Annotated in this window: 22 protein-coding genes; 4 read left to right on the top strand and 18 right to left on the bottom strand. The window is 64.5% G+C overall.

Features of this window, described 5'->3' with window-relative positions; translation table 11 throughout:
• Positions 1–2: 2 nt before the first annotated feature.
• Together L6639_RS21950 and L6639_RS21945 are read left to right on the top strand one after the other, a co-directional pair.
• Positions 3–665, top strand: coding sequence for a sulfite oxidase-like oxidoreductase (locus L6639_RS21950; RefSeq protein WP_237863707.1), 663 nt, complete (start codon positions 3–5; stop codon positions 663–665).
• A 24-nt stretch (positions 666–689) separates the two neighbouring features.
• Complete coding sequence (locus L6639_RS21945) at positions 690–1,913, top strand: bifunctional alpha/beta hydrolase/OsmC family protein (protein WP_237863706.1); 1,224 nt, start codon at positions 690–692, stop codon at positions 1,911–1,913.
• On the opposite strand, the gene pdxR is transcribed toward L6639_RS21945, so the two are convergent.
• The gene (gene pdxR / locus L6639_RS21940; RefSeq protein ID WP_237863889.1) at positions 1,910–3,340 is read right to left on the bottom strand and encodes a MocR-like pyridoxine biosynthesis transcription factor PdxR; all 1,431 of its coding nucleotides are present in this window, start codon (positions 3,338–3,340) and stop codon (positions 1,910–1,912) included. The two genes, L6639_RS21945 and pdxR, sit on opposite strands and share 4 nt — an antisense overlap.
• A gap of 100 nt (positions 3,341–3,440) precedes the next feature.
• Between pdxR and L6639_RS21935 the strand changes: the two genes are divergently transcribed.
• Positions 3,441–4,358: a DMT family transporter gene (locus L6639_RS21935; protein ID WP_237863705.1), complete on the top strand. Its 918-nt coding sequence runs from the start codon at positions 3,441–3,443 to the stop codon at positions 4,356–4,358.
• Here the strand turns inward: L6639_RS21935 and L6639_RS21930 are convergent.
• The 16 genes from L6639_RS21930 to L6639_RS21855 form a co-directional block, all read right to left on the bottom strand.
• Positions 4,337–5,392: a YeeE/YedE family protein gene (locus tag L6639_RS21930; RefSeq protein ID WP_237863704.1), complete on the bottom strand. Its 1,056-nt coding sequence runs from the start codon at positions 5,390–5,392 to the stop codon at positions 4,337–4,339. The genes L6639_RS21935 and L6639_RS21930 overlap by 22 nt on opposite strands.
• Before the next feature lie 2 nt (positions 5,393–5,394).
• Entirely contained in the window at positions 5,395–6,399 is a 1,005-nt protein-coding gene (locus L6639_RS21925) for a quinone oxidoreductase family protein (protein ID WP_237863703.1), read from the bottom strand.
• 75 nt (positions 6,400–6,474) lie between these two features.
• Positions 6,475–7,806: a phenylacetate--CoA ligase PaaK gene (paaK, locus tag L6639_RS21920; RefSeq protein ID WP_237863702.1), complete on the bottom strand. Its 1,332-nt coding sequence runs from the start codon at positions 7,804–7,806 to the stop codon at positions 6,475–6,477.
• Between the two features lie 30 nt (positions 7,807–7,836).
• Positions 7,837–8,286 carry a hydroxyphenylacetyl-CoA thioesterase PaaI gene (gene paaI, locus L6639_RS21915; RefSeq protein ID WP_237863701.1) on the bottom strand — a complete coding sequence of 150 codons (450 nt, stop codon included), beginning with the start codon at positions 8,284–8,286 and terminating at the stop codon, positions 7,837–7,839.
• A gap of 55 nt (positions 8,287–8,341) precedes the next feature.
• Positions 8,342–9,424 (bottom strand): 1,2-phenylacetyl-CoA epoxidase subunit PaaE, encoded by a 1,083-nt coding sequence (paaE, locus tag L6639_RS21910; RefSeq protein ID WP_237863700.1) that lies wholly within the window; start codon positions 9,422–9,424, stop codon positions 8,342–8,344.
• A gap of 2 nt (positions 9,425–9,426) precedes the next feature.
• Positions 9,427–9,930, bottom strand: a complete 504-nt coding sequence (paaD, locus tag L6639_RS21905) for a 1,2-phenylacetyl-CoA epoxidase subunit PaaD (protein ID WP_237863699.1) — start codon at positions 9,928–9,930, stop codon at positions 9,427–9,429.
• Positions 9,924–10,700, bottom strand: a complete 777-nt coding sequence (paaC, locus tag L6639_RS21900) for a 1,2-phenylacetyl-CoA epoxidase subunit PaaC (protein WP_237863698.1) — start codon at positions 10,698–10,700, stop codon at positions 9,924–9,926. Before paaC ends, paaD begins: the two co-directional genes overlap by 7 nt.
• Entirely contained in the window at positions 10,700–10,987 is a 288-nt protein-coding gene (paaB, locus tag L6639_RS21895) for a 1,2-phenylacetyl-CoA epoxidase subunit PaaB (RefSeq protein WP_008136594.1), read from the bottom strand. Before paaB ends, paaC begins: the two co-directional genes overlap by 1 nt.
• 10 nt (positions 10,988–10,997) lie before the next feature.
• The gene (gene paaA / locus L6639_RS21890) at positions 10,998–11,990 is read right to left on the bottom strand and encodes a 1,2-phenylacetyl-CoA epoxidase subunit PaaA (RefSeq protein ID WP_237863697.1); all 993 of its coding nucleotides are present in this window, start codon (positions 11,988–11,990) and stop codon (positions 10,998–11,000) included.
• 76 nt (positions 11,991–12,066) lie between these two features.
• The gene (gene paaX, locus L6639_RS21885; RefSeq protein WP_237863696.1) at positions 12,067–12,933 is read right to left on the bottom strand and encodes a phenylacetic acid degradation operon negative regulatory protein PaaX; all 867 of its coding nucleotides are present in this window, start codon (positions 12,931–12,933) and stop codon (positions 12,067–12,069) included.
• 209 nt (positions 12,934–13,142) lie between these two features.
• Complete coding sequence (locus L6639_RS21880) at positions 13,143–13,913, bottom strand: esterase/lipase family protein (RefSeq protein ID WP_237863695.1); 771 nt, start codon at positions 13,911–13,913, stop codon at positions 13,143–13,145.
• Positions 13,914–14,115: 202 nt separating this feature from the next.
• Entirely contained in the window at positions 14,116–15,402 is a 1,287-nt protein-coding gene (locus L6639_RS21875; RefSeq protein ID WP_237863694.1) for a DUF445 domain-containing protein, read from the bottom strand.
• 199 nt (positions 15,403–15,601) lie between these two features.
• Positions 15,602–16,057, bottom strand: a complete 456-nt coding sequence (locus tag L6639_RS21870) for a phasin (RefSeq protein WP_237863693.1) — start codon at positions 16,055–16,057, stop codon at positions 15,602–15,604.
• Between the two features lie 227 nt (positions 16,058–16,284).
• On the bottom strand, positions 16,285–16,878 hold the full coding sequence (locus L6639_RS21865) for a GNAT family N-acetyltransferase (protein ID WP_237863692.1): 594 nt from the start codon (positions 16,876–16,878) through the stop codon (positions 16,285–16,287).
• The gene (locus L6639_RS21860) at positions 16,875–17,957 is read right to left on the bottom strand and encodes a PHA/PHB synthase family protein (protein WP_237863691.1); all 1,083 of its coding nucleotides are present in this window, start codon (positions 17,955–17,957) and stop codon (positions 16,875–16,877) included. The genes L6639_RS21865 and L6639_RS21860 overlap by 4 nt, the downstream gene beginning before the upstream one ends.
• On the bottom strand, positions 17,954–18,334 hold the full coding sequence (locus L6639_RS21855) for a hypothetical protein (protein ID WP_237863690.1): 381 nt from the start codon (positions 18,332–18,334) through the stop codon (positions 17,954–17,956). The genes L6639_RS21860 and L6639_RS21855 overlap by 4 nt, the downstream gene beginning before the upstream one ends.
• 130 nt (positions 18,335–18,464) lie before the next feature.
• Here L6639_RS21855 and L6639_RS21850 point away from each other — a divergent pair, with 130 nt between their 5' ends.
• Entirely contained in the window at positions 18,465–19,424 is a 960-nt protein-coding gene (locus L6639_RS21850) for an alpha/beta fold hydrolase (RefSeq protein WP_237863689.1), read from the top strand.
• Here L6639_RS21850 and L6639_RS21845 read toward each other — a convergent pair.
• Complete coding sequence (locus L6639_RS21845; RefSeq protein WP_237863688.1) at positions 19,421–20,095, bottom strand: spermidine synthase family protein; 675 nt, start codon at positions 20,093–20,095, stop codon at positions 19,421–19,423. The genes L6639_RS21850 and L6639_RS21845 overlap by 4 nt on opposite strands.
• Positions 20,096–20,124: the final 29 nt, after the last annotated feature.

The raw sequence follows: 20,124 nt of genomic DNA, 5'->3' as shown, positions 1-20,124 counted from the left end.
TCATGGCCGACGACAACGAGCCGCCCGACAGCAAGCTGACCCGCACCAAACAGAAGTGGGCGCGCGAGGGCCGCTTCCTCACCGGCAAAATTACGCGCCCCGAGGAGCAGCGGCTGCCGCCCGGACAGCATCTGACCAAGGACTGGCCGGTGCTCGATCTCGGTGTGGTGCCGCCTGTGTCGCGCGAGCGCTGGCGGCTGGACGTCTACGGCGCGGTCGAGAACCCCATATTCTGGACCTACGCCGAGTTCGCGGCGCAAAAGCAGGACCAGTTCACCTCCGACATCCATTGCGTGACAACCTGGTCGCGCTACGACAATCAGTGGGAAGGGCTCGCCACGCGTGAGCTGCTTGCGGCCTGCCAACCACGCGACGATGCTCGCTTCGTGGTGCTGCATTCCTATGACGGCTACACCACCAACCTCGCGCTGGAAGACTTTGCCGCCGAGGATGCGCTGCTGGCCCATAGCTGGTCGGGCCAGCCGCTGTCGGACGAGCATGGCGGCCCTGTCAGGCTCGTCGTGCCGCATCTGTACTTCTGGAAGAGCGCCAAATGGCTGCAGGCCATCGAATTCGTGACTGAGGATGCGCCGGGCTTTTGGGAAGTCCGCGGCTATCATAATCGCGGCGATCCCTGGGCCGAACAGCGCTATTCAGGAGACTAGGCTCGAGCAATCAAGGGGAAGCCCATGCCGACGGAACGCTTCCAATTCACGGGTGAAGGCGGCCATCAACTCGCGGCGGCGCTGGAGCTGCCGGACGGCGAGCCCTCATCCTACGCGCTGTTCGCGCACTGCTTCACCTGCGGCAAGGACACGCTGGCAGCTAAGCGCATCTCGGTCGCGCTCGCCGCCAAGGGCATCGCGGTCTTGCGCTTCGACTTCACCGGGCTCGGCTCCAGCGAAGGCGATTTCGCCAATTCGACTTTCTCATCGAACGTCGCCGACCTCGTGCGCGCCGCCGATCATCTCCGCACGACCCGCAAGGCACCGTCGATCCTGATCGGCCATAGCCTGGGGGGTGCCGCGATCCTGGCGGTAGCCGGCAAGATTCCGGAGGCCAAGGCGGTTGCGACGATCGCAGCACCTTCCGACCCTGCTCATGTCACCGGCCTGTTCAGGGAACATGTCGATGCGATCCGAGAGAAGGGCGAGGTCGAAGTGTCGCTTGCGGGTCGACCATTCCGGATCAAGCGTGAGTTCCTCGATGACATCGTCGAGCACGAGCTGATGAAGGACGTCACCGGCCTGCACAAGGCGCTGCTGGTGATGCAGTCGCCTGTGGACGACACCGTCGGCATCGACAACGCGACCAAGATCTTCGTTGCGGCCAGGCATCCCAAGAGCTTCGTCTCGCTCGACCATGCCGATCATCTCCTGACCAAGCCGGCAGATGCGCTCTATGCGGCCGACGTGATCGCCGCCTGGGCCAGCCGCTACATCGACACGGCAAAGCCTGCGAAAGTGATGGATCGTGCGGAAGAGCCGCGCAGGGTCGTGGTGCAGGAGACCCGCAAGAGCAAGTTCAACCAGCTCATCACCGTCGGGCCTCATCATCTCGTGGCGGACGAGCCGAAAGCCGCTGGCGGCGAGGATGCCGGTCCCGGGCCCTATGATTTCCTGCTCGCCGGTCTCGGCGCCTGCACCTCCATGACCATGCGCCTCTATGCCGACCGCAAATCGCTGCCGCTCGACCGCGTCACCGTCACGCTGAAGCATTCCAAGATCTATGCCAAGGACTGCGCGGAATGCGAGACGCGCGACGGCATGCTCGACCAGATCGAGCGCGATATCGCGATGGACGGCGCGCTCGATGCCGAACAGCGCAAGAAGCTGATGGAGATCGCCGACAAGTGCCCGGTGCACCGGACGCTGACGTCGGAGATTCGCATCGTCACCAGGGCCGTGGACTAGAAGCACGCCGCCATCGTTCGCACCGCCGCGCTGATCTCGCTCTCGCGCCAAGCCGCAAAGCCGAGCAGCAGGCCATGATCGCGCGGCTTTCCGAGCGCCAGGCTCGACAAGGCGCGCGTTTCGACGCCGGCCTCGACCAGCCGCTTCACCACAGCCTGATCGGCGCGACCACGCCTGAGCCGGGCGACGAGCTGAATGCCGCCCGAGGGCACCTCGGCCGTGAGCACCTCGCCGAGATGGCGTTCCAGTCCGGCGACGAGATGATCGCGCCTGCAATGATAGAGCCGGCGCATCCGGCGCAGATGTGCGAGGAAATGCCCGTCGGCGATGAACTCGGCGAGCGCCTCCTGGATGTGACTGGATGCGATCAGCCCGATGTGCCGCTGCGCGATCTCGAATGTGCCGACCAGCGCCGGAGGCACGACGAGATAGCCAAGCCGGATATCCGACGTCATCGCCTTCGAGAAGGTGCCGACATAGAACACGCGGCCATGGGCATCAAGCCCTTGCAGGGCCGGGACCGGGCGGCTGTCATAGTGGAATTCGCCATCGTAATCGTCCTCGACGATCCAGGTCCTGCCGGGCCTGCTTGATCCGAGAAACGCGGTGCGGCGGGCCAGCGACATCAGCCGTCCAGTCGGGTGCTGATGCGATGGCGTCATGAAGACGAGCTTTGGCGCGGCCATTCCGGGCATCGGCTGCATGCCCTGCTCATCCAGCCTGATGCCGATGACGCGCGCGCCGGACGCGCGGAAGGCGGCCGCGGCGCCGGGATACCCAGGGTCCTCGACCCAGACCGCGTCCCCCTTCGTGATGAGCACGGCTGCGATCAGCGTCAGCGCGGCCTGCGCGCTCGGCAGGATCATGATCTGGTCCGCTGCTGCGCGAACGCCTCTGCTGGTCGCCAGGTAATGCGCCAGCGCCTCGCGCAGCCGTGTGCGATTGACCGGACCAAGCTCACGCTTGGCGGCGTGCACGGCGCTGCGGCGCAGGCACCGCGCCCAGACCTCGTTCGGAAACTCCCGTGCATCTCCATGCCCCGGTCGCAACGGCTTGAGCAGCGCCTGATAGGACATCGGCCAGTCGGTCTGCTTGAGCTTCGAGGCCCAGGGCGAGAGCTGCGGCCTCGCTGAGCGCACGCCAGATGCGGCAACGCCCGCGCCCTCGATGCGCTCGCCGCCGTCGACTGTCACCACAGGACGACGTCCATGCGACGCCGCAAGATATCCCTCCGCGGCAAGCTGCTCGAACGCATAGGTGACGGTGTTGCGGGAGACACCGAGATCGCTCGCAAGCTGGCGGCTCGACGGCAGCGCGCGACCCTTGGCGATACGGCCGGCCGCGATCAGGCCGCGAAGCTGGCTCGTCAACTGCGCCACCAGCCCCTCATCGTCGGCGCGGTTCAGGTCGATCAGGCCGGAGATCATGCTGTCCGATACTGGCACTCTATTCCTTTCCAATCTGGCACTTTTTCAGGTGCCAGCTTGAATGCTATCCACCGCATCGGACTGCTTCAAGGACCTTGCGATGAACTCTTCTTTGTCTCCCCGCGCCGCCATCGGCCTGTTCCTGATCGTCGTGCTGGCCTGGGGCGTGAACTGGTCGATGACCAAGCAGCTCGTGCAATTCCTGCCGCCCCTCTGGACGTCGGCGATCCGCAGCTGGATCGCGCTGGCCGGATTGTTCGTGATCCTCAGGCTGAGCAACAATCTGGTGATCCCGGAGCGGCGCGACATCCCTGTCATCCTCAGCGTAGCGCTGCTGCACATGACGATATTCTCCGTCCTGGTTGCAGCCGGCGTGCGCTTCCTGCCTGCGAGCAAGGCCGTCGTGCTCGGCTACACCACGCCGCTCTGGGTTGCGATCGCCGCGCCCATGCACGGCAAGGATACGCTGACGGCACCCAAGCTTGCCGGCGCCTTGTTCGGCCTGGTCGGGCTTGCCGTCATCCTGAACCCCACATCCATCGACTGGGCCAATCGCAACGTCCTGCTCGGCGCCGGCATGGTGATCCTCGCCGCGATCTCCTGGGCCGCGAACATCATCTATCTCCGGGCGCATCGCTGGATCGGCTCTCCGCTCCAGCTCCTGATCTGGCAGGTGCTGGTCGCGACCATCGTGCTCACCGCATTGGCTGTCATCACCGATGGCCTGCCGCACGCGGAATGGTCGTGGAAGCTTGTGCTGCTGTTCCTGTATTCCGGCCTGATCGGGACGGCGCTCGCCTATTGGGCGATGTCGATGGTCAACAAGAGCATCTCGGCGCTGACGACGGCGCTTGGCACCACGGGGACACCGCTCGTCGGCATCGCCAGCGCGGCGATCCTGCTGGGCGAGCCGATCGACATCAGCCTCGTCGTCGCGGCCGCGCTGATCGTGACCGGAATTGGCCTTGCGACTCTGGGCGACCGGATGTTGCGCCGTCAGGCGACCGCGAGCGGCTGAACGCGCAAGGTGCCGCGCAGGCCTGCCGTCGTGCCGAGCAGGATGCCGGCGACTGCGATGAACGAACCGACGGCAAGCGTCGAGACGCCGGTGAGCCCCTGCCCGATCGAGCAGCCAAACGCCATCACGCCGCCGATCCCCATCAGCGCAGCTCCACCGGCAGAGCGCAGCATGTGACGCGGCGAGGAATAGCCTTCGAGCTTGAAGCGACCGGTGACGAGGGCGGTAACCAGGCTGCCGGCAAAGACCCCGCCAACCGTCGCGATGCCGAAGTTGAGCGTCAGCCCGGTCGAGAGCATCGCATATTGCAGACTATCGGCGATTGGCGCGATGAAGGTGAGTGAGGTCACCGGGACGGGATTGAAGTCGTCGGCGCCGAGATAGCCGGAGACGTACCAGCCGCCGGCAACGAGAAGGCCCACAATAATGCCCGCCGCGATCTGGCCCGGCGAGCGACGGAATGCCGGATGGGCGAAGGCAAACAGAATCAGCGCAACGACGATCACGGTCGCGGCCAGCGCGCGCGAAACCACCTCCGTGACACCGAGCGTCGCGAGCACCGACGGCAAAGAAGTCGCGTTGACGGTGATCTGCGAGGCCTGAACCAGCGCGATACGCGCCGGCGCGATCAGGCCCTTGAGCGTCATCTGGGCGGCGATGGCGAGCACGATCACCACGACGAAGGAGCGGAGATTGCCGCGCCCAAGCAGCACCAGCGCGCGCGAGCCGCAGCCGTTCGACAGCACCATGCCGTAGCCGAACAGCAGGCCGCCCAGGAACAGCACCGGCACCGAAAAAGTCTGTTGCAGATAGATCGACTTGCCGAGATCGACCATGCCGTAACCGGCGAGGAGCTGGCTCGCGGTAATCGCGACTGCGATCGCCAGTGCATAGGAGCGCACAAGCCGTCCGTCTCCCTCCGCCAACCATCCGCGCATGCTGCTCATCAGGCAGAAGCCGCTGAGCAGGCCGACGGAACCATAGACGAGGCCAATGACGAGGCCGGCGAGGATGACGAGTTGGGTGGTTTCCATCGTCACGGCTTCAGGATCACCCTATCGCGCGAGGAGCCCGCGACAGCGACATAGGCCTCCTTCGCGCGCTCCAGCGGATAGATCGCACTCGCCTTGATCGGGAACGGCTTCAACTGGCCGCTCGCAAAGCCCGGGCCAAGATCGCGCAGCACCGCGCCCGTCGCCGCGGACGACAGGCCGAGCGTATCAATCCCGACATAGGTATGCTGGCCGCGATAGAATTCGAGGATGTTGAACTGCACGATGCGGTCGATCGCGGCGATCAGAATCTGGCGGCCGCGCAAGCCGAGTGATTTGTGTGCCGCCTGGAAATAGGGATCGCCGACCGTGTTGAAGACGATGTCGGCACCCTTGCCGCCGGTCAGTTCGCGCACGCGTGTGGCGACATCGACGGCGGATGCATCGATCACCTCGATTGGCGCATTGCTGTGACCCTCATAGGCCTCGGCCTTGCGGACCACGCCGGCGACGCGCGCGCCTTGCCAGGTCGCGATCTGCACTGCGGCCTGACCGACCTTGCCGTTGACGCCGAACACAAGCACGGTCTCGCCCGGTTTCGGAATGCCGGCGCGGCGAAAACCTTCCATGGCGGTGACGAAGGGCACGCCGATGCCGGCGGCCTCCTCCCAGGACACCGTCTTCGGCTTCTCCACCACGGCATCGGCTTCGACGACGAGATGACTCGCGTGCGTGCCATCGCGGCGGATGCCGAGATCGCCTGAAGAGCCGAACACCTCGCGGCCGATCGTACCGGCGGGGCCGTCGATCACCACGCCGGCGTAGTCGCGGCCCGGCGTGCGCGGGAAAACGGCATAGGGCATCAGCCCGGTCGCAGCCTTGACGTCGGACGGGTTGACGGCCGCGGCCTTCACCTCGATCAGCAGATCGTTCGGCCCACGCGCGAGCGTGTGACGCTCCACGGTCGGAGCAAGCGCGGCGGCGTTCTCGGCCTTGGCGGTGAGGCGAACGCAGCGTGCTTCGACAGTTTTGGGATCGGCTGGTGACATGGAAAGACCCGGGATTTCTCGCGGGCCTTGTCGCCTTTGGGGGCGGTCAAGTCAATCCGTCAAGTCAGTCCTTGGTCAGTCCTTGGGCCGCTTGTCGTAGAGCCGCTTGGCCTTGCCGAGCGAGCGCTCCAGCGTCGCCGGCGCGACCACCTGGACCCTCGAGCTGACGCCGATCGTGTTCTTGATGTGAGTTGAAATCCGGTCGGCATGGTCGACAAGCCCGCGACCGTCCCAGCTTTCGGGCCGCGCCTCGGCGATGATGGTCAGCTCGTCCATGCGTCCTTCGCGGGTCAGCTCCAGGATGAAGTGGCCGCCGCACCAGTCGGTCGCGAGCAGCACCTCCTCGATCTGGGTCGGGAACAAATTGACACCGCGCAGGATGATCATGTCGTCCGAGCGGCCCGTCACCTTCTCCATCCGCCGCATGCCCGGCCGCGCCGTGCCCGGCAGCAGCCGCGTCAGGTCGCGGGTGCGATAGCGGATCACAGGGAAAGCTTCCTTGGTCAGCGAGGTGAACACCAGCTCGCCCTTCTCGCCGTCAGGCAGCACCGCGCCGGTCTCGGGGTCGATCACTTCGGGATAGAAATGGTCCTCCCAGATGTGCAAGCCGTCCTTGGTCTCGATGCATTCCTGCGCGACGCCGGGGCCGATCACCTCGGACAAGCCGTAGATGTCGGTCGCGTCCATGTCGAAGGCGTCCTCGATCTCGCCGCGCATGGCGTTGGTCCAGGGCTCGGCCCCGAAGATGCCGACCTTGAGCGAGCACTGGCGCGGATCGAGCTTCTGGCGCTTGAACTCGTCGAGGATCGCCAGCATGTAGCTCGGCGTCACCGTGATGATGTCAGGCCGAAAGTCGTTGATAAGCTGCACCTGCCGCTCGGTCATTCCGCCGGAGATCGGAACCACCGTGCAGCCGAGCTTCTCGGCACCGTAATGCACACCGAGCCCGCCGGTGAACAGGCCATAACCGTAGGCATTGTGGATGATCATGCCGTTGCGGCCGCCGGCGGCGCGGATCGAGCGCGCCATCACATCCGACCAGGTGTCGATATCGCGCTGGGTATAACCGACCACGATCGGCTTGCCCGTCGTGCCAGAGGAGGCATGCACGCGCACCAGTTTTTCGCGCGGCACGGCGAACATGTTGAAGGGATAGTTGTCGCGCAGGTCCGTCTTCACCGTAAACGGAAACTTTGCGAGATCGGAGAGCTCGCGAAAGTCCGAGGGATGCACCCCAGCCTTGTCAAAAGCCTTGCGGTAATGCGCGACGTTGTCATAGGCGTGCTTCAGCGACCAGGCCAGCCGCTGCGTCTGCAGCGCCATGATCTCATCGCGTGAGGCGCGCTCCTGTGCATCCATCTCGGCCCTATAGCTGCGGCCGTCGTCCTTCAGCTTCGTCGAAGCCATACTCGTTTCCCCACATATGTGTTCTTCTCTTTATTGATCTTGCGTCGGCAGCCACGCGCCGGGAATGACACGCGAATGCCCACGGAATTCAGCAATGACGGTATCGCCTGCCATGACGCGCACATCATAGATGCCGGAGCGGCCACCGCGGGTCACCTCGCGCGCCTTGGCGACGAGACGGTCGCCGAGCTTGCCCGGCTTGATAAACGTGATCTGCCCCTGCGCCGCGACGACACGGTCATTGTGGGAGTTGCAGGCAAAAGCGAAGGCGGAATCGGCTAGCGTGAAGATGAAGCCGCCATGGGCGATGCGCTGACCGTTGACCATGTCCGGCCGCACCGTCATGGCCAGCGTCGCAAAGCCCGGGCCGATCTCCACGATCTCCATGCCGAGGCCCTTGGACGCATCGTCCTCCGCCCACATCGCATCAGCGCAGGCGCGGGCAGCATCTTCAGGCGACATGGCGGCTTTGACGTTCACGCGCTTCTCCCGGCGAACTCTTTGCTCATGATGTTCTGCTTGATGGTCAAGGCTGTCAAACGTGGTCGTAGTCGACCACGACCTGCTCGGACGACGGCTTGGCCTGGCAGGTCAGAACAAAGCCGGCCTTCAGCTCCCAGGGCTCCAGCGAATAATTGATGTCCATGGGCGCCTCGCCCTCGACCAGCTTGGCGCGACAGGTCGAGCACATGCCGCCCTTGCAGGCGAAGGGCAGATCGACACCGGCGCGCAGCGCGGCATCGAGGATGGCCTCGTCCTCGGCGACCGGCACGTCGCGGCGTTTGCCGTCAATGATCAGCGAGGCGATCGCCTTGGGCGGCGCATCGGGTGCCACGGTCTTTTTCGGTCGCGGCTTGCCGCCGAACTCCGAAACGAAACGCTCGACATGGATACGATCATCGGCGATGCCCAGGTTGCGGCAGGTCGCCTCGATGTCTTCGCTCATGCCAGATGGACCGCAGATGAAGACGTGGTCGACGCTCTCGGCTGGCACCAGCGAGCGCAGCAGCACCCTCACCTTTTCGCCATCGAGCCGGCCATGCAGGATCGGGATGTCCTGCTCCTCGCCGGAGATGACGTGGAAGATGGACAGGCGGTCGATGAAGCGATCCTTCAGCTCCTCGAGCGCCTCCAGGAACATGATGTTGTCGGTCGCGCGGTTGCCGTAGAACAGGAAGAAGCGGCTGTCCGGCTCGCGTGCCAGCACGCCCTTGACGATCGACAGGATCGGCGTGATGCCGGAGCCTGCGGCAAAGCCGACATGGATGCGTCCGGCCTCGGCCGGAGGGATCACGCCAAAACGGCCCGTCGGCGTCATCACGTCGAGCTCGTCGCCATGTCTCAGCTCGTCCGCGGCCCAGCTCGAAAACGCGCCGCCGTCGACTTTCTTCACGGCAATGCGGATCTCGCCGTCGTCAGGGCCGGAGCAGATCGAATAGGAGCGGCGCACCTCCTCGCCATCGAGCGTGGTGCGCAGCGTGAGGTACTGGCCGGGACTGAAAGCATAGTCGCCGGCAAGTTCGCGGGGGATGGCGAAAGTCATCGAGACGGCGTCGGATGCCTCCCGGCGGAGGTCGTTGACGGCAAGGCGGTGAAAACGCGGTGCGGCTGCTGACATGGTCAATGACACTTGAAGTAATCGAAGGGTTCGCGGCAAGCCTTGCAGCGCCACAGCGCCTTGCAGGATGTCGAGCCGAATTCAGACAGCAGCTCGGTCTTGTCCGAGCCGCATTGCGGACACGCCACCGTCTGTTCGCCAAATAGCGCGCGGCGCGAGTGTGAAGATTGCGGCGGCGCGATGCCGTAGTCGCGCAGCTTCTGACGGCCTTCCTCGCTCATCCAGTCTGTGGTCCAGGCCGGCGACAGCACGGTCCGCACTTTCGGACGGCGGAAGCCGGCACGTTCCAGCGCGATCTCGATTTCGAGCGCGATCATGTTCATCGCCGGGCAGCCCGAATAGGTCGGCGTGATCGCGACCTCGACATGGTCACCATCGAGGGTAACGTCGCGGAGCACACCGAGATCAGCGATGGTCAACACCGGAATCTCGGGGTCGACCACGCTCGCCGCGGCGTCCCAGGCGCGCTGGTGCAGCTCGCTGTCGCGCTCCAGCATCGTCACCATGTCTGCCCCGGAAACGTGCGCTGCATCGATTGCAGCTCGGACAGGAGGTGGCCGAGATGCTCGCTATGGCGGCCGGCACGGCCACCCTGCTGCATCCAGTCGTTCTCAGGCAGTCGAAGCGTTGCTTCACTGATGACATCGGAGAGCGTCGTCAGCCAGCGGCCGCGCAAGGTGCCGGGATCGATAGCGATACCGGCGTGGATCAGCGCGCGCTCGCCGTCATCGACGGCGAACATCTCGCCGGTAAAGGCCCAGAGGTGATCGATCGCCCGTTGCGCGCGTGCGTGGCTCTCGTCCGTGCCGTCGCCGAGCCGGATGATCCATTCCGAAGCGTGGCGCAGATGATAGGCGCTCTCCTTCTCCGACTTCGCGGCGATGGCGGCGAGCGTCGTATCGCGCGAGGTCATCATCGCGCGCCAATAGAGGTCGGCGAAAGCGGAATAGAAGAACTGCCGCACCAGCGTCTGGGCGAAGTCGCCATTCGGCTGCTCGACCAGCAGCAGATTGCGGTACTGCCTGACATCCCGCAGGTAAGCGAGCTTGTCCTCGTCGTTATTCCCGCCTTCGGCCTTGGCGGCGTAGCTGTAAAGCTCGCGCGCCTGGCCGATGAGGTCGAGCGCGATGTTGGAGAGCGCCATGTCCTCTTCCAGCATCGGCGCGTGCCCACACCATTCCGACAGCCGGTGACCGAGGATCAGCGCATCGTCAGCACGGCGCAGGGCGTAGAGCACCAGCGGCGTTTCGGAGACCTGGATGTTTGCAGTGGGCATCACATGTGCCCCACTTCCTCGGGCACCTCGTAAAAGGTCGGATGCCGGTAGATCTTCGATTCCGCCGGCTCGAACATCATGCCCTTCTCGGCGGGGTCGCTCGCGGTGATCGCGGTCGACGGCACGACCCAGATCGACAGGCCCTCACCGCGCCGGGTGTAGATGTCGCGGGCGGCTTGCAGGGCCATGGTGGCATCGCTCGCATGCAGCGAGCCGACATGCTTGTGCGCGAGCCCGTTGCGGCTGCGAATGAAGACTTCCCACAACGGAGTGTTCGGCGTGGCCATATTGATCTCCCTATTCCGCGGCTTGTGCGGTCTGACGCTGCGCGCGCTTTGCGGCATAGGCGGCCGCGGCCTCGCGCACCCAGGCGCCGTCATCATGTGCCTTGCGGCGCGCGGCCATGCGGTCGCGGTTGCAGGGACCGTTGCCGGCAAGCACCTGCTTGAACTCGGTCCAGTCGATCTCGCTGTAACGCCAGTGCCCGTCCGCATCCTGCGTCATGCCGGGATCGGGAATAGTAAGGCCGAGATATTGCGCCTGCGGCACAGTGGCGTCGACGAACTTCTGGCGCAGCTCGTCATTGGAAAAGCGCTTGATCTTCCACTTCGTCGAGGTGTCGCTATGCTGGCTGGTCGCATCGGGCGGACCGAACATCATCAGCACCGGCCACCACCAGCGGTTCAACGCATCCTGCGCCATCGCCTTCTGCTCGTCCGAGCCGCGGCACAGGGTGAGCATGATCTCGTAGCCCTGGCGCTGGTGGAACGACTCCTCCTTGCAGACGCGGATCATCGCGCGCGCATAGGGGCCGTAGGAGCAGCGGCATAGCGGAATCTGGTTCATGATCGCGGCGCCGTCGACCAGCCAGCCAATGGTGCCGATGTCGGCCCAGGTCAGCGTCGGATAGTTGAAGATCGAGGAATACTTTGCTTTCCCCGCGAGCATGGCATCAACGAGTTCTTCGCGTGAACTGCCGAGCGTTTCAGCGGCGGCATACAGATAGAGCCCGTGGCCGCACTCGTCCTGCACCTTGGCGAGCAGCGCAGCCTTGCGGCGCAAGGTCGGCGCGCGCGTGATCCAGTTGCCCTCGGGCAGCATGCCGACGATTTCGGAATGAGCGTGCTGGGAGATCTGACGTGTCAGCGTCTTGCGATACGCCGCCGGCATCCAGTCATTCGGCTCGATGCGCTCCTCGGCATCGATGCGGGCCTGGAACTGCGCGGCTCGGCCCGCGTCCTCAAGACCCCGGTCGTCGGTCTCGGCCGTATTCAGCGCCTGGGTATACATGCGCAGTCCTCCCATTTTCTTGGAGGCAATATATAACAAGAATTATGTCATGCAAGATATTTCTGTAACATGCAGATCAGGCCTCGAACCTCCTTTCCAGGAGCTTTCGCGCCGGGGGCAGCGGGCCTTTTTCATTGGTCCCATGGCGATCAAGCCATTGTTCCGACGGAGCAAGCAGCGCGCGATAGATCTCGCCGCAGAGCGTGCGGGCCGCCCTGCCCGGCCAGTCCGCCGGCAACAGGCTTTCGGGCAGCAGCGGATCGCGCAGCACGACACGGCGGTAATAGTGGATCAGCAGGATCCGCGCCGTGAAAGCGTCGGCCTCGGACAGTTCCGTGCCGCGCGCGAGTGCGGCGCGCAGCGGCTCGAACGTCTTCATGAATTTCAGATAGGCGTCCGCCGTTCGTTCCAGCGGCCAGCTCGCACTGAGCAGGCGACGGCCGCTATCATCCTCAGCCGAGACTTCGAGGCGGATGGCGCCTGCCGCCTCCTCCGGCACCGGCACGCCTGACGGCGCGACCCACACGCCCGGCAGCGGGCTGCCGAAGCCGGCATTGCGCAGCGCCTCGCGCGAGGCGTCGCGGTCTTCGCCATTGCCGATCAGCAGCAGCTCGAAGCGGCCGGTCCAGTCGGACGGCGGCGGATCGTAGATGTGACGCGTCGCGGCTTCGAACGTCTCACGACCTTTCTCGGCGAGGCGATAAAAGCTGTTACGGCCCACCTTCTCGCGCGTCAGCCAGCCATCGGCCGCAAGGCGCGACATCGCCGTGCGCACCACGCTGCCATCGATGTCCAGGCCCTCGAAGAACGCCAGCAGCGTGCCGAGCCAAACCGAGCCGCCGCGCGGCACGACGGCATCGCCGAACATCGTGATGACGATGGAGCCGGTACGTGACGGCTCACGCTTGAGCTGATCGATGATGCGAGAAAGCGGATGCGCCATGCGCGAGGCATAGCGCGTTTGGTGCGGGCGGGACAATGGATGGGAGCGACGGTCTTACTCTCCCTCTCCCCGTTCTTACGGGGGGAGAGGGTTGGGGTGAGGGGCCTCTCTCCTCGAATGAGATCGACGTGAGACCTGTACCCCCTCACCCGGATCGCAAGAGAGCGATCCGACCTCTCCCCGCAAGCGGGGAGAGGTGAAGATGCGCGCTACCGATGCGGATCGGGATAGGCGAGGCTGCGCCAGCCGCTGCGATCGAACGGCCGCCACGCGCCTTCCTTCTGCGCGAGACGGTCGGCGACCGCGTAGACGGCGGCGGGATGATGGCCCATGCCGCAATGGCTGCTGTCGACCTCGATGCTCTCGGTCTGCGCGCCGGTCTTTTCCATGCAGCCTTGCCAGGCGCAGACGCCGTCGGTGCGGCTGAAGATGGCGGTGGTTGGCACCGGCGGCGGCACGGCAAGCTCGCCACCGAAGCGCGGATCAACTTCGTCGGACTTCCGTCCGCTCGCCCATTCGTAGACGCGCCAGGCATTGGTCGACCGGGGGTTACCCGCGAAGGGGCTGCCGAGGGTGATCACCTGGCGCACGCGCTCAGGCATCATCTTGGCGAGTTGGCGCGCATAGAGGCCACCAAGGCTCCAGCCGACCAGGCTGATCTTGCGACCGTGCGTATCGTTGAGCTCCTCGACCAGATCGATCATCCCATCCTGCACGCCCTCGCGCAGGCCGTAATTGCGGCCCTGACGCCAGCCGCTGACCGCATAGCCCTTGCTGGTCAGAAAGGTGCGCAGCGCGCCCGTGGAGGCATCGGAGGCCACAAGGCCGGGCAGCACCAGCACCGGATGCCCGTCGCCACGCGGCGCGAGGCTCAGCAGCGGCAACGCGCCGAGGAATGCGCCGAACTCGTGGATCGCGCGCCCTTCCAGAAACATCAGAGTGCGGGACGGCGGACGCAGCGTCTGGGCAGTTGCGGTCATCAATGGATCCCCTTGGGAAGAATTCCTGAAGAGCCCGCCGGCCGCGATGCCGGCAATGGGCATGAATTCCAATACGCCGGCTTCTTGATCGTTCCGCAGCGCAACATGAATCAGCTAGGCGGCCGGTTCCACACATTCAAGCGGGAGAGATGCCGGGCCACAATAGGCTCGCGCGTTAATGCTGTTGGGCGTGACGCAAAAGTCACAACAATCGGAGCAGGAATTCTACGCAGTACAGCGCCAATCCCGCGAGTCCGCCGATCAGCGAGCCGTTGAAGCGGATGTATTGCAGGTCGCGTCCGATGTTGATTTCGATCAGCGAAATCAGCTGCGCCATGTCCCACGACTTGACCTGGTCGGAGATGAAGGTCGAGACGCCGCTCTTCTGGTCGGCGACGAAGCTGCGCAGCACCGTCACCAGGCCCTGGTTGATCTCACCGCGCAGCTCGGCATCGCCGGCGAGCGCATCGCCCGCCGAAACGAACATGCCGGCGAGATGATGCTGCAGCACCTGCGTTTCACCGGATGCGCTGCGCTCGATGAAGGAGCGCGTGTTGGCCCAGACGGTGCGGGCGAGATCGGCAAGCTCTGGCCGCGCCAGGAAATCGCGCTTCAAGCCATCGATGCGATCGATATAGGCCTGGTCGGTACCGAGCCGATCGACGAAGCTCAGCACCATGCGGTCGAACTCGCCGCGGAACGGATGCTTGGGATCGCTGCGCACCTCGTTGAAGAAAGCCGTTGCCGACGAGACAATCTTGTTCACGAGAAACTTGTCGGCGCGATAGAGGTTGAGCAGGGTCGGCAACTCCGCGCGCACCTTGTCGCGGATCATTGCCATGGTCTCTTTCTGGGTCAGCGTCTCGTGCATCACGCGCAGCAGATCGTCAAACAGGATCTGGTGCCGCCCCTCCGCGACGAAGCCGCGCAGCGTGCCGGCTGCGAGCGGCGCGAGGTCGATCGCCTGGATTTGTGTCGACATGCGGCGGATGATGAAGGTCATCAGGCCGGAGCTTTCCGTCGCGGACACGGCCTCCGGCAATAGCCGCAGAGCAAAGCGAGCAAGATCATCGCTGCGTTTGCGATCGCGCAGCCAGTCGGCGACGAAAGAGCCGAAATCGATCTCTCTCAGCTTGGCGTCGACCGGACCAGCCTCGAGGAAATGCACCTGGATGAACTCGCCGAGCTTGTCGGCGATGCGGGCCTGATTGCTCTGGATGATCGCGGTGTGCGGAATCGGCAGGCCGAGCGGCCGCTTGAACAGCGCGACCACAGCATACCAGTCGGCGAGCCCGCCGATGGTGGCGGCTTCCGCGAAAGCGGCGATGAAGCCGAACGCGGGATGCACCGGCAGCAGCCATTTCGCGACGACGAACAGCAGAAGCGTCGAGGCCAGCACCAGCGTCGCCAGCGCCTTGACGCGGCGCAGCTCGGCTGCCCGTTCCGCGTCGGCAGGTGTATCAAACGAGAAGTTGGTAGATGAATCCATGACTGCATCACAGTACTCCGTCATTGCGAGCGAAGCGAAGCAATCCAGAGTCTTTCCACGGAGGGACTCTGGATTGCTTCGTCGCATCAGCGCAAAATTGCTACGCAATTTTGTCGCGAGCTCCTCGCAATGACGGCAGCGCAAACAAAAGGCCCGCCGAAGCGGGCCTCAAATTTCAGTTTGGTCTCAGGGCGCCAGATCAGGCGGTCTTGTTGTAGACCTTGGCAAAGTTGTCCTGAGCGGACTTCGCACCGTTGGCGGCGAGCTTGCCGAGATAGTCGGCGGTCGCCTTGGTGCGCGAGACGAACGCTTCGCCGCGGGCGCGGAGCAGGCTCGACTGGATCTCGACGGCTTCGCTGAACGACTTGGCGGACGCGAGCTTGTCGATACCCGCGAAGAACGCCTCGGCGTCCTCGTAGATCGCCTGCTGAATGTTGCGGCTGATCTTGCCGGCTTCAGTGACGGACTCGGTCACCGCGTTCTCGACGGCGGCGGTCACGCGCTCGGAGCCAGCGAACACCTCGGCAGCACGGTCCTTGGCGGTGTTGGCGGTCTTCTTGACGAATTCGCGGGCAGCCTCGGGAACTTCCAGGTTCTGGATGTTCTTGAAAGCGTCTTTGAAGCCCTCGAAGGCGGTGTTGGTTTCGGTGGTCATGGGGGTTCTCTCCATCCTCATTGGGTTGAGCTATGGGCTCACCCCGTCCTCGATGGCCCGGGGCACGGCTTATATGGCATAGTTAATTGTGCGATGCAACAATCATGTTGCATCGCGATATCACGAATTCGTGATCAGCCTTATTTGGAGGCATTCTGATGCCTCCCTGGCCCGCCGCCCTACTGTGCATGGGGTTGATTTCGAGTTTTGGTCGGTAGGCGACGCCTTTAATGCTGGACGGCGCCTGGCAGCCCATACGCCTCCATCTGGGCCTGGACCTGCGCGATGTTGTGGCCGAGCACGACGATGTCGTGGGTCTTGCCGGCGACGTCCCGGACATGGTCCCGGAGCAGCGCCTCGGCCTTGAAGCCGAGGCTCTCGAACAGCGCGATCGCCGCCTGCTGGTCGACCGTCATCTGGACCGAGAGCTTCTCCAGCCCCGCCCCGAGCGCGAGCGCAAAGGTCTCCTGGGACAGCGCCTTCCCCACCCCCTTCCCGCGCACGTCCTGCGACACCACCATGCGGATCTCGCCGACATGGGGCGACCAGGAGTGCGGATCGCGCACCAGCGTGCCGCAGCCGACGACCTTGCCGTCCTTCACCGCGAGCAGGCTCTGAATGGCGCCGCGCTCGATCTCCTTGACCCAGGCCGACAGCACCTTCGGCTCGCTGATGTTGCGCGGCAGGAACAGCAGGTCATGGGTCGGCAGGCCCTTGCCGAAGGCGAGCACGGCCGCTTCATCAGCAGGCGACATCAGGCGGATCTCGATATCGCCCGCGTCGGTCTTGACGTGACGCGGATAGGAACGCTGCTCACTCATGTCGATCTTGTCCCCAGCCAGGAATCCAGTTTCGGCCATAGCCGCTTGATGGCGTTGGCGCCGGCGACCAGCGAAACGTGACCGCCTTTCAGCATCACCTCTTCCTTGTCCACCGAGCCGATCTTCGCGATCAGATGCTTGGCCGCATCATAAGGCACGATGTGATCGTGCTCGGCGACCGCGTGCAGGATCGGCACCTTGATGTTCGCGAGCTTCGCTGGCCGCCCCCCGACCGACATGGTGTCGTTGTAGAGCTTGTTGTCCCACATCAGGTCTTTGGTGATGGTGCGGAAATATTCGCCCGCCAGCGGCAGCGTGTCGGTCGCCCAGCGGTCGAACATCCGGTACGATTTCACGAACTCGTCGTTCCAGATGTTTTCCCACAGCTGGATCTGGCTCGCGGCGCGCGAGGCCGGACGAAGCATCTCGAACGAGGACAGGATCATCTCCGGCGGCACGTTGCCGACGCTGTCGACGAGGCGGTCGACGTCGAAATAGCGGCGGTCGGAGAAATTGGAGAACAGCTTCATCTCGCGAAAGTCGATCGGCGTGGTGAAGCAGATCAGATTCTTCATCGGCCCGTCCGGGAAGATCGAGCCGTAGAGCAGCGACAATACGCCGCCGAAGCAATAGCCGATCACCGAGACGTCCTGCTCGCCGGAATCGGCCTGCACCCGGCGGACGCAATCCGGGATGAAGTCGAGGACATAGTCCTCCATGCGCAGGCTTCGCTCCTCCGGCCGCGGTGCGCTCCAGTCGAGCATGTAGACGTCGTAGCCGCGCCTCAGCAGGAACTCGATGAAACTCTGGCCCGGCACGAGGTCGAGGATGTAGCCGCGATTGGTGGTCGCCATCACGACCAGCACCGGCACGCGATAGATCTCGTCCGACATCGGCCGGTAGTGGTAGAGGCTCATCGTGCCGCGCGAATGCAGCACGTCCTTTGGGGTCGATCCGAGTGTCGGACCGGAGGTCGAGAAATATTCCACGCCCTTGATGCTGCGCTGGATGGCGCGCTGCACCTCGGCCTGGATGCGCTCCGGGATTGCTGCGAAATCAAGTCCCGTCGGCGCGTTCATTTCGGCCCTCCGCCTTCGGACGGCGGGCGTTTGGTGCGAGGCGGCCGCGGTGCGGTATCGATCGGCGATCCACCTGACGCCGCCGACATCTGGCTCAGCATCGACTTGATCTCGCCGATCTGCCCCTCGATGGCTTGCAGGCGCTCGGCAATGCCGGTCATCTGCTCGCGGCTCGGCAGATTCATCGAGAGGAGATATTTCTCCATGAGATCGCCGAACTGTTTCTGAGCACCCGCAGCAGCGCCGCCGGCGCGATTCATGGCCTGCGAGAATTCGGGCGTCTCCATCGCCTTGGTGGCGAAGGAGTTGAAGCCCTTCTCCATCTCGCCAACCATCTTCTGCCACAGGGCGACAGGGTCGGTGATCTTGTCGGTCATCGGCGTCCTCCAGGTCTCGAGGGCTTCTTGCGCCCCTCTTTTGTCGCCATACCACACCGTTGCGACGGGCCGGTCAACGGCTAAGCGACAGGGCGATGTCGCACGCACGGCTTCTTTGCGACGGCAAACCATGCGATACAATTCCGGCCTGCCACAGGGGAACAATCCGGTGAACGCCTCCACCCATCAGCCGCCGCAGACCGTCCGCGCCAACGGCATCGACATCTGCTATGAGATCTTCGGCAACGACAATGCCGAGCCGCTGCTGCTGATCATGGGGCTCGGGGCGCAAATGATCCATTGGGACGATGCGTTCTGCGAGCAGCTCGCCGCCCGCGGCTTTCGCGTGATCCGTTTCGACAACCGCGACATCGGAAAGTCGAGCCATCTGACCGGGGGCAAGCGCCTGACGCCGCTCGAACTGCTCAAGCTTCGCTTCCTTAGGATTCCGGTCGCCGCGACGTACAAGCTGATCGACATGGCCAAGGACACGGTCGGCCTGATGGACGCGCTCGGGATCAAATCGGCACATCTGGTCGGCGCATCGATGGGCGGCATGATCGCGCAGGAGGTGACGCTATCGTTTCCGCAGCGCGTGCGCTCGCTGACCTCGATCATGTCGACGACAGGCAATCCGCGCGTGCCGCCGCCGACGCGGGAGGCCGCCGCGATGCTAATGGCGCCGCCGCCGCGCAGCAAGGAAGAGTTCGTCACCCGCTTCGGCGAGACCTGGAAGGTCTTGCGCGCCGGCTCCTTTCCCGAGGAAGAAGCGCTCGACCCAGGTCGTGCCGAACGCGTCTTCGCCCGCGGGCTCAATCCCGCTGGCGTCGGCCGGCAGCTCCGTGCCGTGCTGGCCTCCGGCAGCCGCAAGGAACGGCTGCATGGCGTGAAGACGCCGACGCTCGTGATCCACGGCACGGTCGATCCGCTGGTCCGCCCTGAAGGCGGCAAGGACACGGCGGAGTCAGTTCATGGCGCGAAGTTGTTGATGATCGAGGGCATGGGCCACGCGCTGCCGATGCGGTTCTGGCCAGAGATCATCGGCGCGATCGACAAGCACGCGCATGGTGCAGCGGCGAAGGCAGCTTAAGACTTCTTCGCGATCCAGATCACATGGCGCGCGCCGCCGCCTCTGCCGGTGGCGCGGACGGCGACCTCGTTGACGTCGAAGCCGGCGCGCCCGAGACGCTTGGTGAAGGCGGGGTTCGGTCCTGACGACCAGACAGCGAGCACACCGCCGGGCCGCAGCGCAGCCTTCGCCGCCGCCAATCCGCTCGCACTGTAGAGCGCGTCATTGCCCTTCCGCGTCAGCCCTTCCGGCCCATTGTCGACGTCGAGCAGGATCGCGTCGAAGGCCGAGTCCTTCGCACGGATGATTTCGCCAACATCGGTCTCCCGGATGCTCACCCTGGCATCATCGAGGCTGTCGCCGAAGACCTCCGCCATCGGACCTCGCGCCCACGCAACCACCGCCGGCACCAGTTCAGAGACTATGATCTTTGCCTTGCTTCCGAGCACGGCGAGCGCAGCGCGCAGCGTAAAGCCCATGCCGAGGCCCCCGATCAGAACAGCGGGCTTTGCGACTTTCTCGATCTGCTTCGCCGCAAGCGTCGCGAGCGCGGCTTCGGAGCCCGACAGGCGGTTATTCATCAGCTCGTTAGTGCCGAGCTTGATCGAGAACTCCTTGCCCCGCCGCATCAGGCGGAGCTCCTCGTCGGAGCCGGGGATTTTGGCGGTGTCGAGCTTTTCCCAGGGAATCATGGCGGACGTTTAGCACGATTGGCTGGCGG

It is taken from the genome of Bradyrhizobium zhengyangense (assembly GCF_022012555.1).
Lineage (GTDB): Bacteria > Pseudomonadota > Alphaproteobacteria > Rhizobiales > Xanthobacteraceae > Bradyrhizobium > Bradyrhizobium zhengyangense.
This window is presented reverse-complemented; position numbering and strand designations above follow the sequence as displayed.

Bases quoted from the DNA above. Each gene is read 5' to 3' on its own strand.
- L6639_RS21950 (WP_237863707.1), top strand. From the start codon at position 3: ATGGCCGACGACAACGAGCCGCCCGACAGCAAGCTGACCCGCACCAAA.
- L6639_RS21945 (WP_237863706.1), top strand. From the start codon at position 690: ATGCCGACGGAACGCTTCCAATTCACGGGTGAAGGCGGCCATCAACTC.
- pdxR (WP_237863889.1), bottom strand. From the start codon at position 3,340: ATGATCTCCGGCCTGATCGACCTGAACCGCGCCGACGATGAGGGGCTG.
- L6639_RS21935 (WP_237863705.1), top strand. From the start codon at position 3,441: ATGAACTCTTCTTTGTCTCCCCGCGCCGCCATCGGCCTGTTCCTGATC.
- L6639_RS21930 (WP_237863704.1), bottom strand. From the start codon at position 5,392: ATGGAAACCACCCAACTCGTCATCCTCGCCGGCCTCGTCATTGGCCTC.
- L6639_RS21925 (WP_237863703.1), bottom strand. From the start codon at position 6,399: ATGTCACCAGCCGATCCCAAAACTGTCGAAGCACGCTGCGTTCGCCTC.
- paaK (WP_237863702.1), bottom strand. From the start codon at position 7,806: ATGGCTTCGACGAAGCTGAAGGACGACGGCCGCAGCTATAGGGCCGAG.
- paaE (WP_237863700.1), bottom strand. From the start codon at position 9,424: ATGTCAGCAGCCGCACCGCGTTTTCACCGCCTTGCCGTCAACGACCTC.
- paaD (WP_237863699.1), bottom strand. From the start codon at position 9,930: ATGGTGACGATGCTGGAGCGCGACAGCGAGCTGCACCAGCGCGCCTGG.
- paaC (WP_237863698.1), bottom strand. From the start codon at position 10,700: ATGCCCACTGCAAACATCCAGGTCTCCGAAACGCCGCTGGTGCTCTAC.
- paaB (WP_008136594.1), bottom strand. From the start codon at position 10,987: ATGGCCACGCCGAACACTCCGTTGTGGGAAGTCTTCATTCGCAGCCGC.
- paaA (WP_237863697.1), bottom strand. From the start codon at position 11,990: ATGTATACCCAGGCGCTGAATACGGCCGAGACCGACGACCGGGGTCTT.
- paaX (WP_237863696.1), bottom strand. From the start codon at position 12,933: ATGGCGCATCCGCTTTCTCGCATCATCGATCAGCTCAAGCGTGAGCCG.
- L6639_RS21880 (WP_237863695.1), bottom strand. From the start codon at position 13,913: ATGACCGCAACTGCCCAGACGCTGCGTCCGCCGTCCCGCACTCTGATG.
- L6639_RS21875 (WP_237863694.1), bottom strand. From the start codon at position 15,402: ATGGATTCATCTACCAACTTCTCGTTTGATACACCTGCCGACGCGGAA.
- L6639_RS21870 (WP_237863693.1), bottom strand. From the start codon at position 16,057: ATGACCACCGAAACCAACACCGCCTTCGAGGGCTTCAAAGACGCTTTC.
- L6639_RS21865 (WP_237863692.1), bottom strand. From the start codon at position 16,878: ATGAGTGAGCAGCGTTCCTATCCGCGTCACGTCAAGACCGACGCGGGC.
- L6639_RS21860 (WP_237863691.1), bottom strand. From the start codon at position 17,957: ATGAACGCGCCGACGGGACTTGATTTCGCAGCAATCCCGGAGCGCATC.
- L6639_RS21855 (WP_237863690.1), bottom strand. From the start codon at position 18,334: ATGACCGACAAGATCACCGACCCTGTCGCCCTGTGGCAGAAGATGGTT.
- L6639_RS21850 (WP_237863689.1), top strand. From the start codon at position 18,465: ATGCGATACAATTCCGGCCTGCCACAGGGGAACAATCCGGTGAACGCC.
- L6639_RS21845 (WP_237863688.1), bottom strand. From the start codon at position 20,095: ATGATTCCCTGGGAAAAGCTCGACACCGCCAAAATCCCCGGCTCCGAC.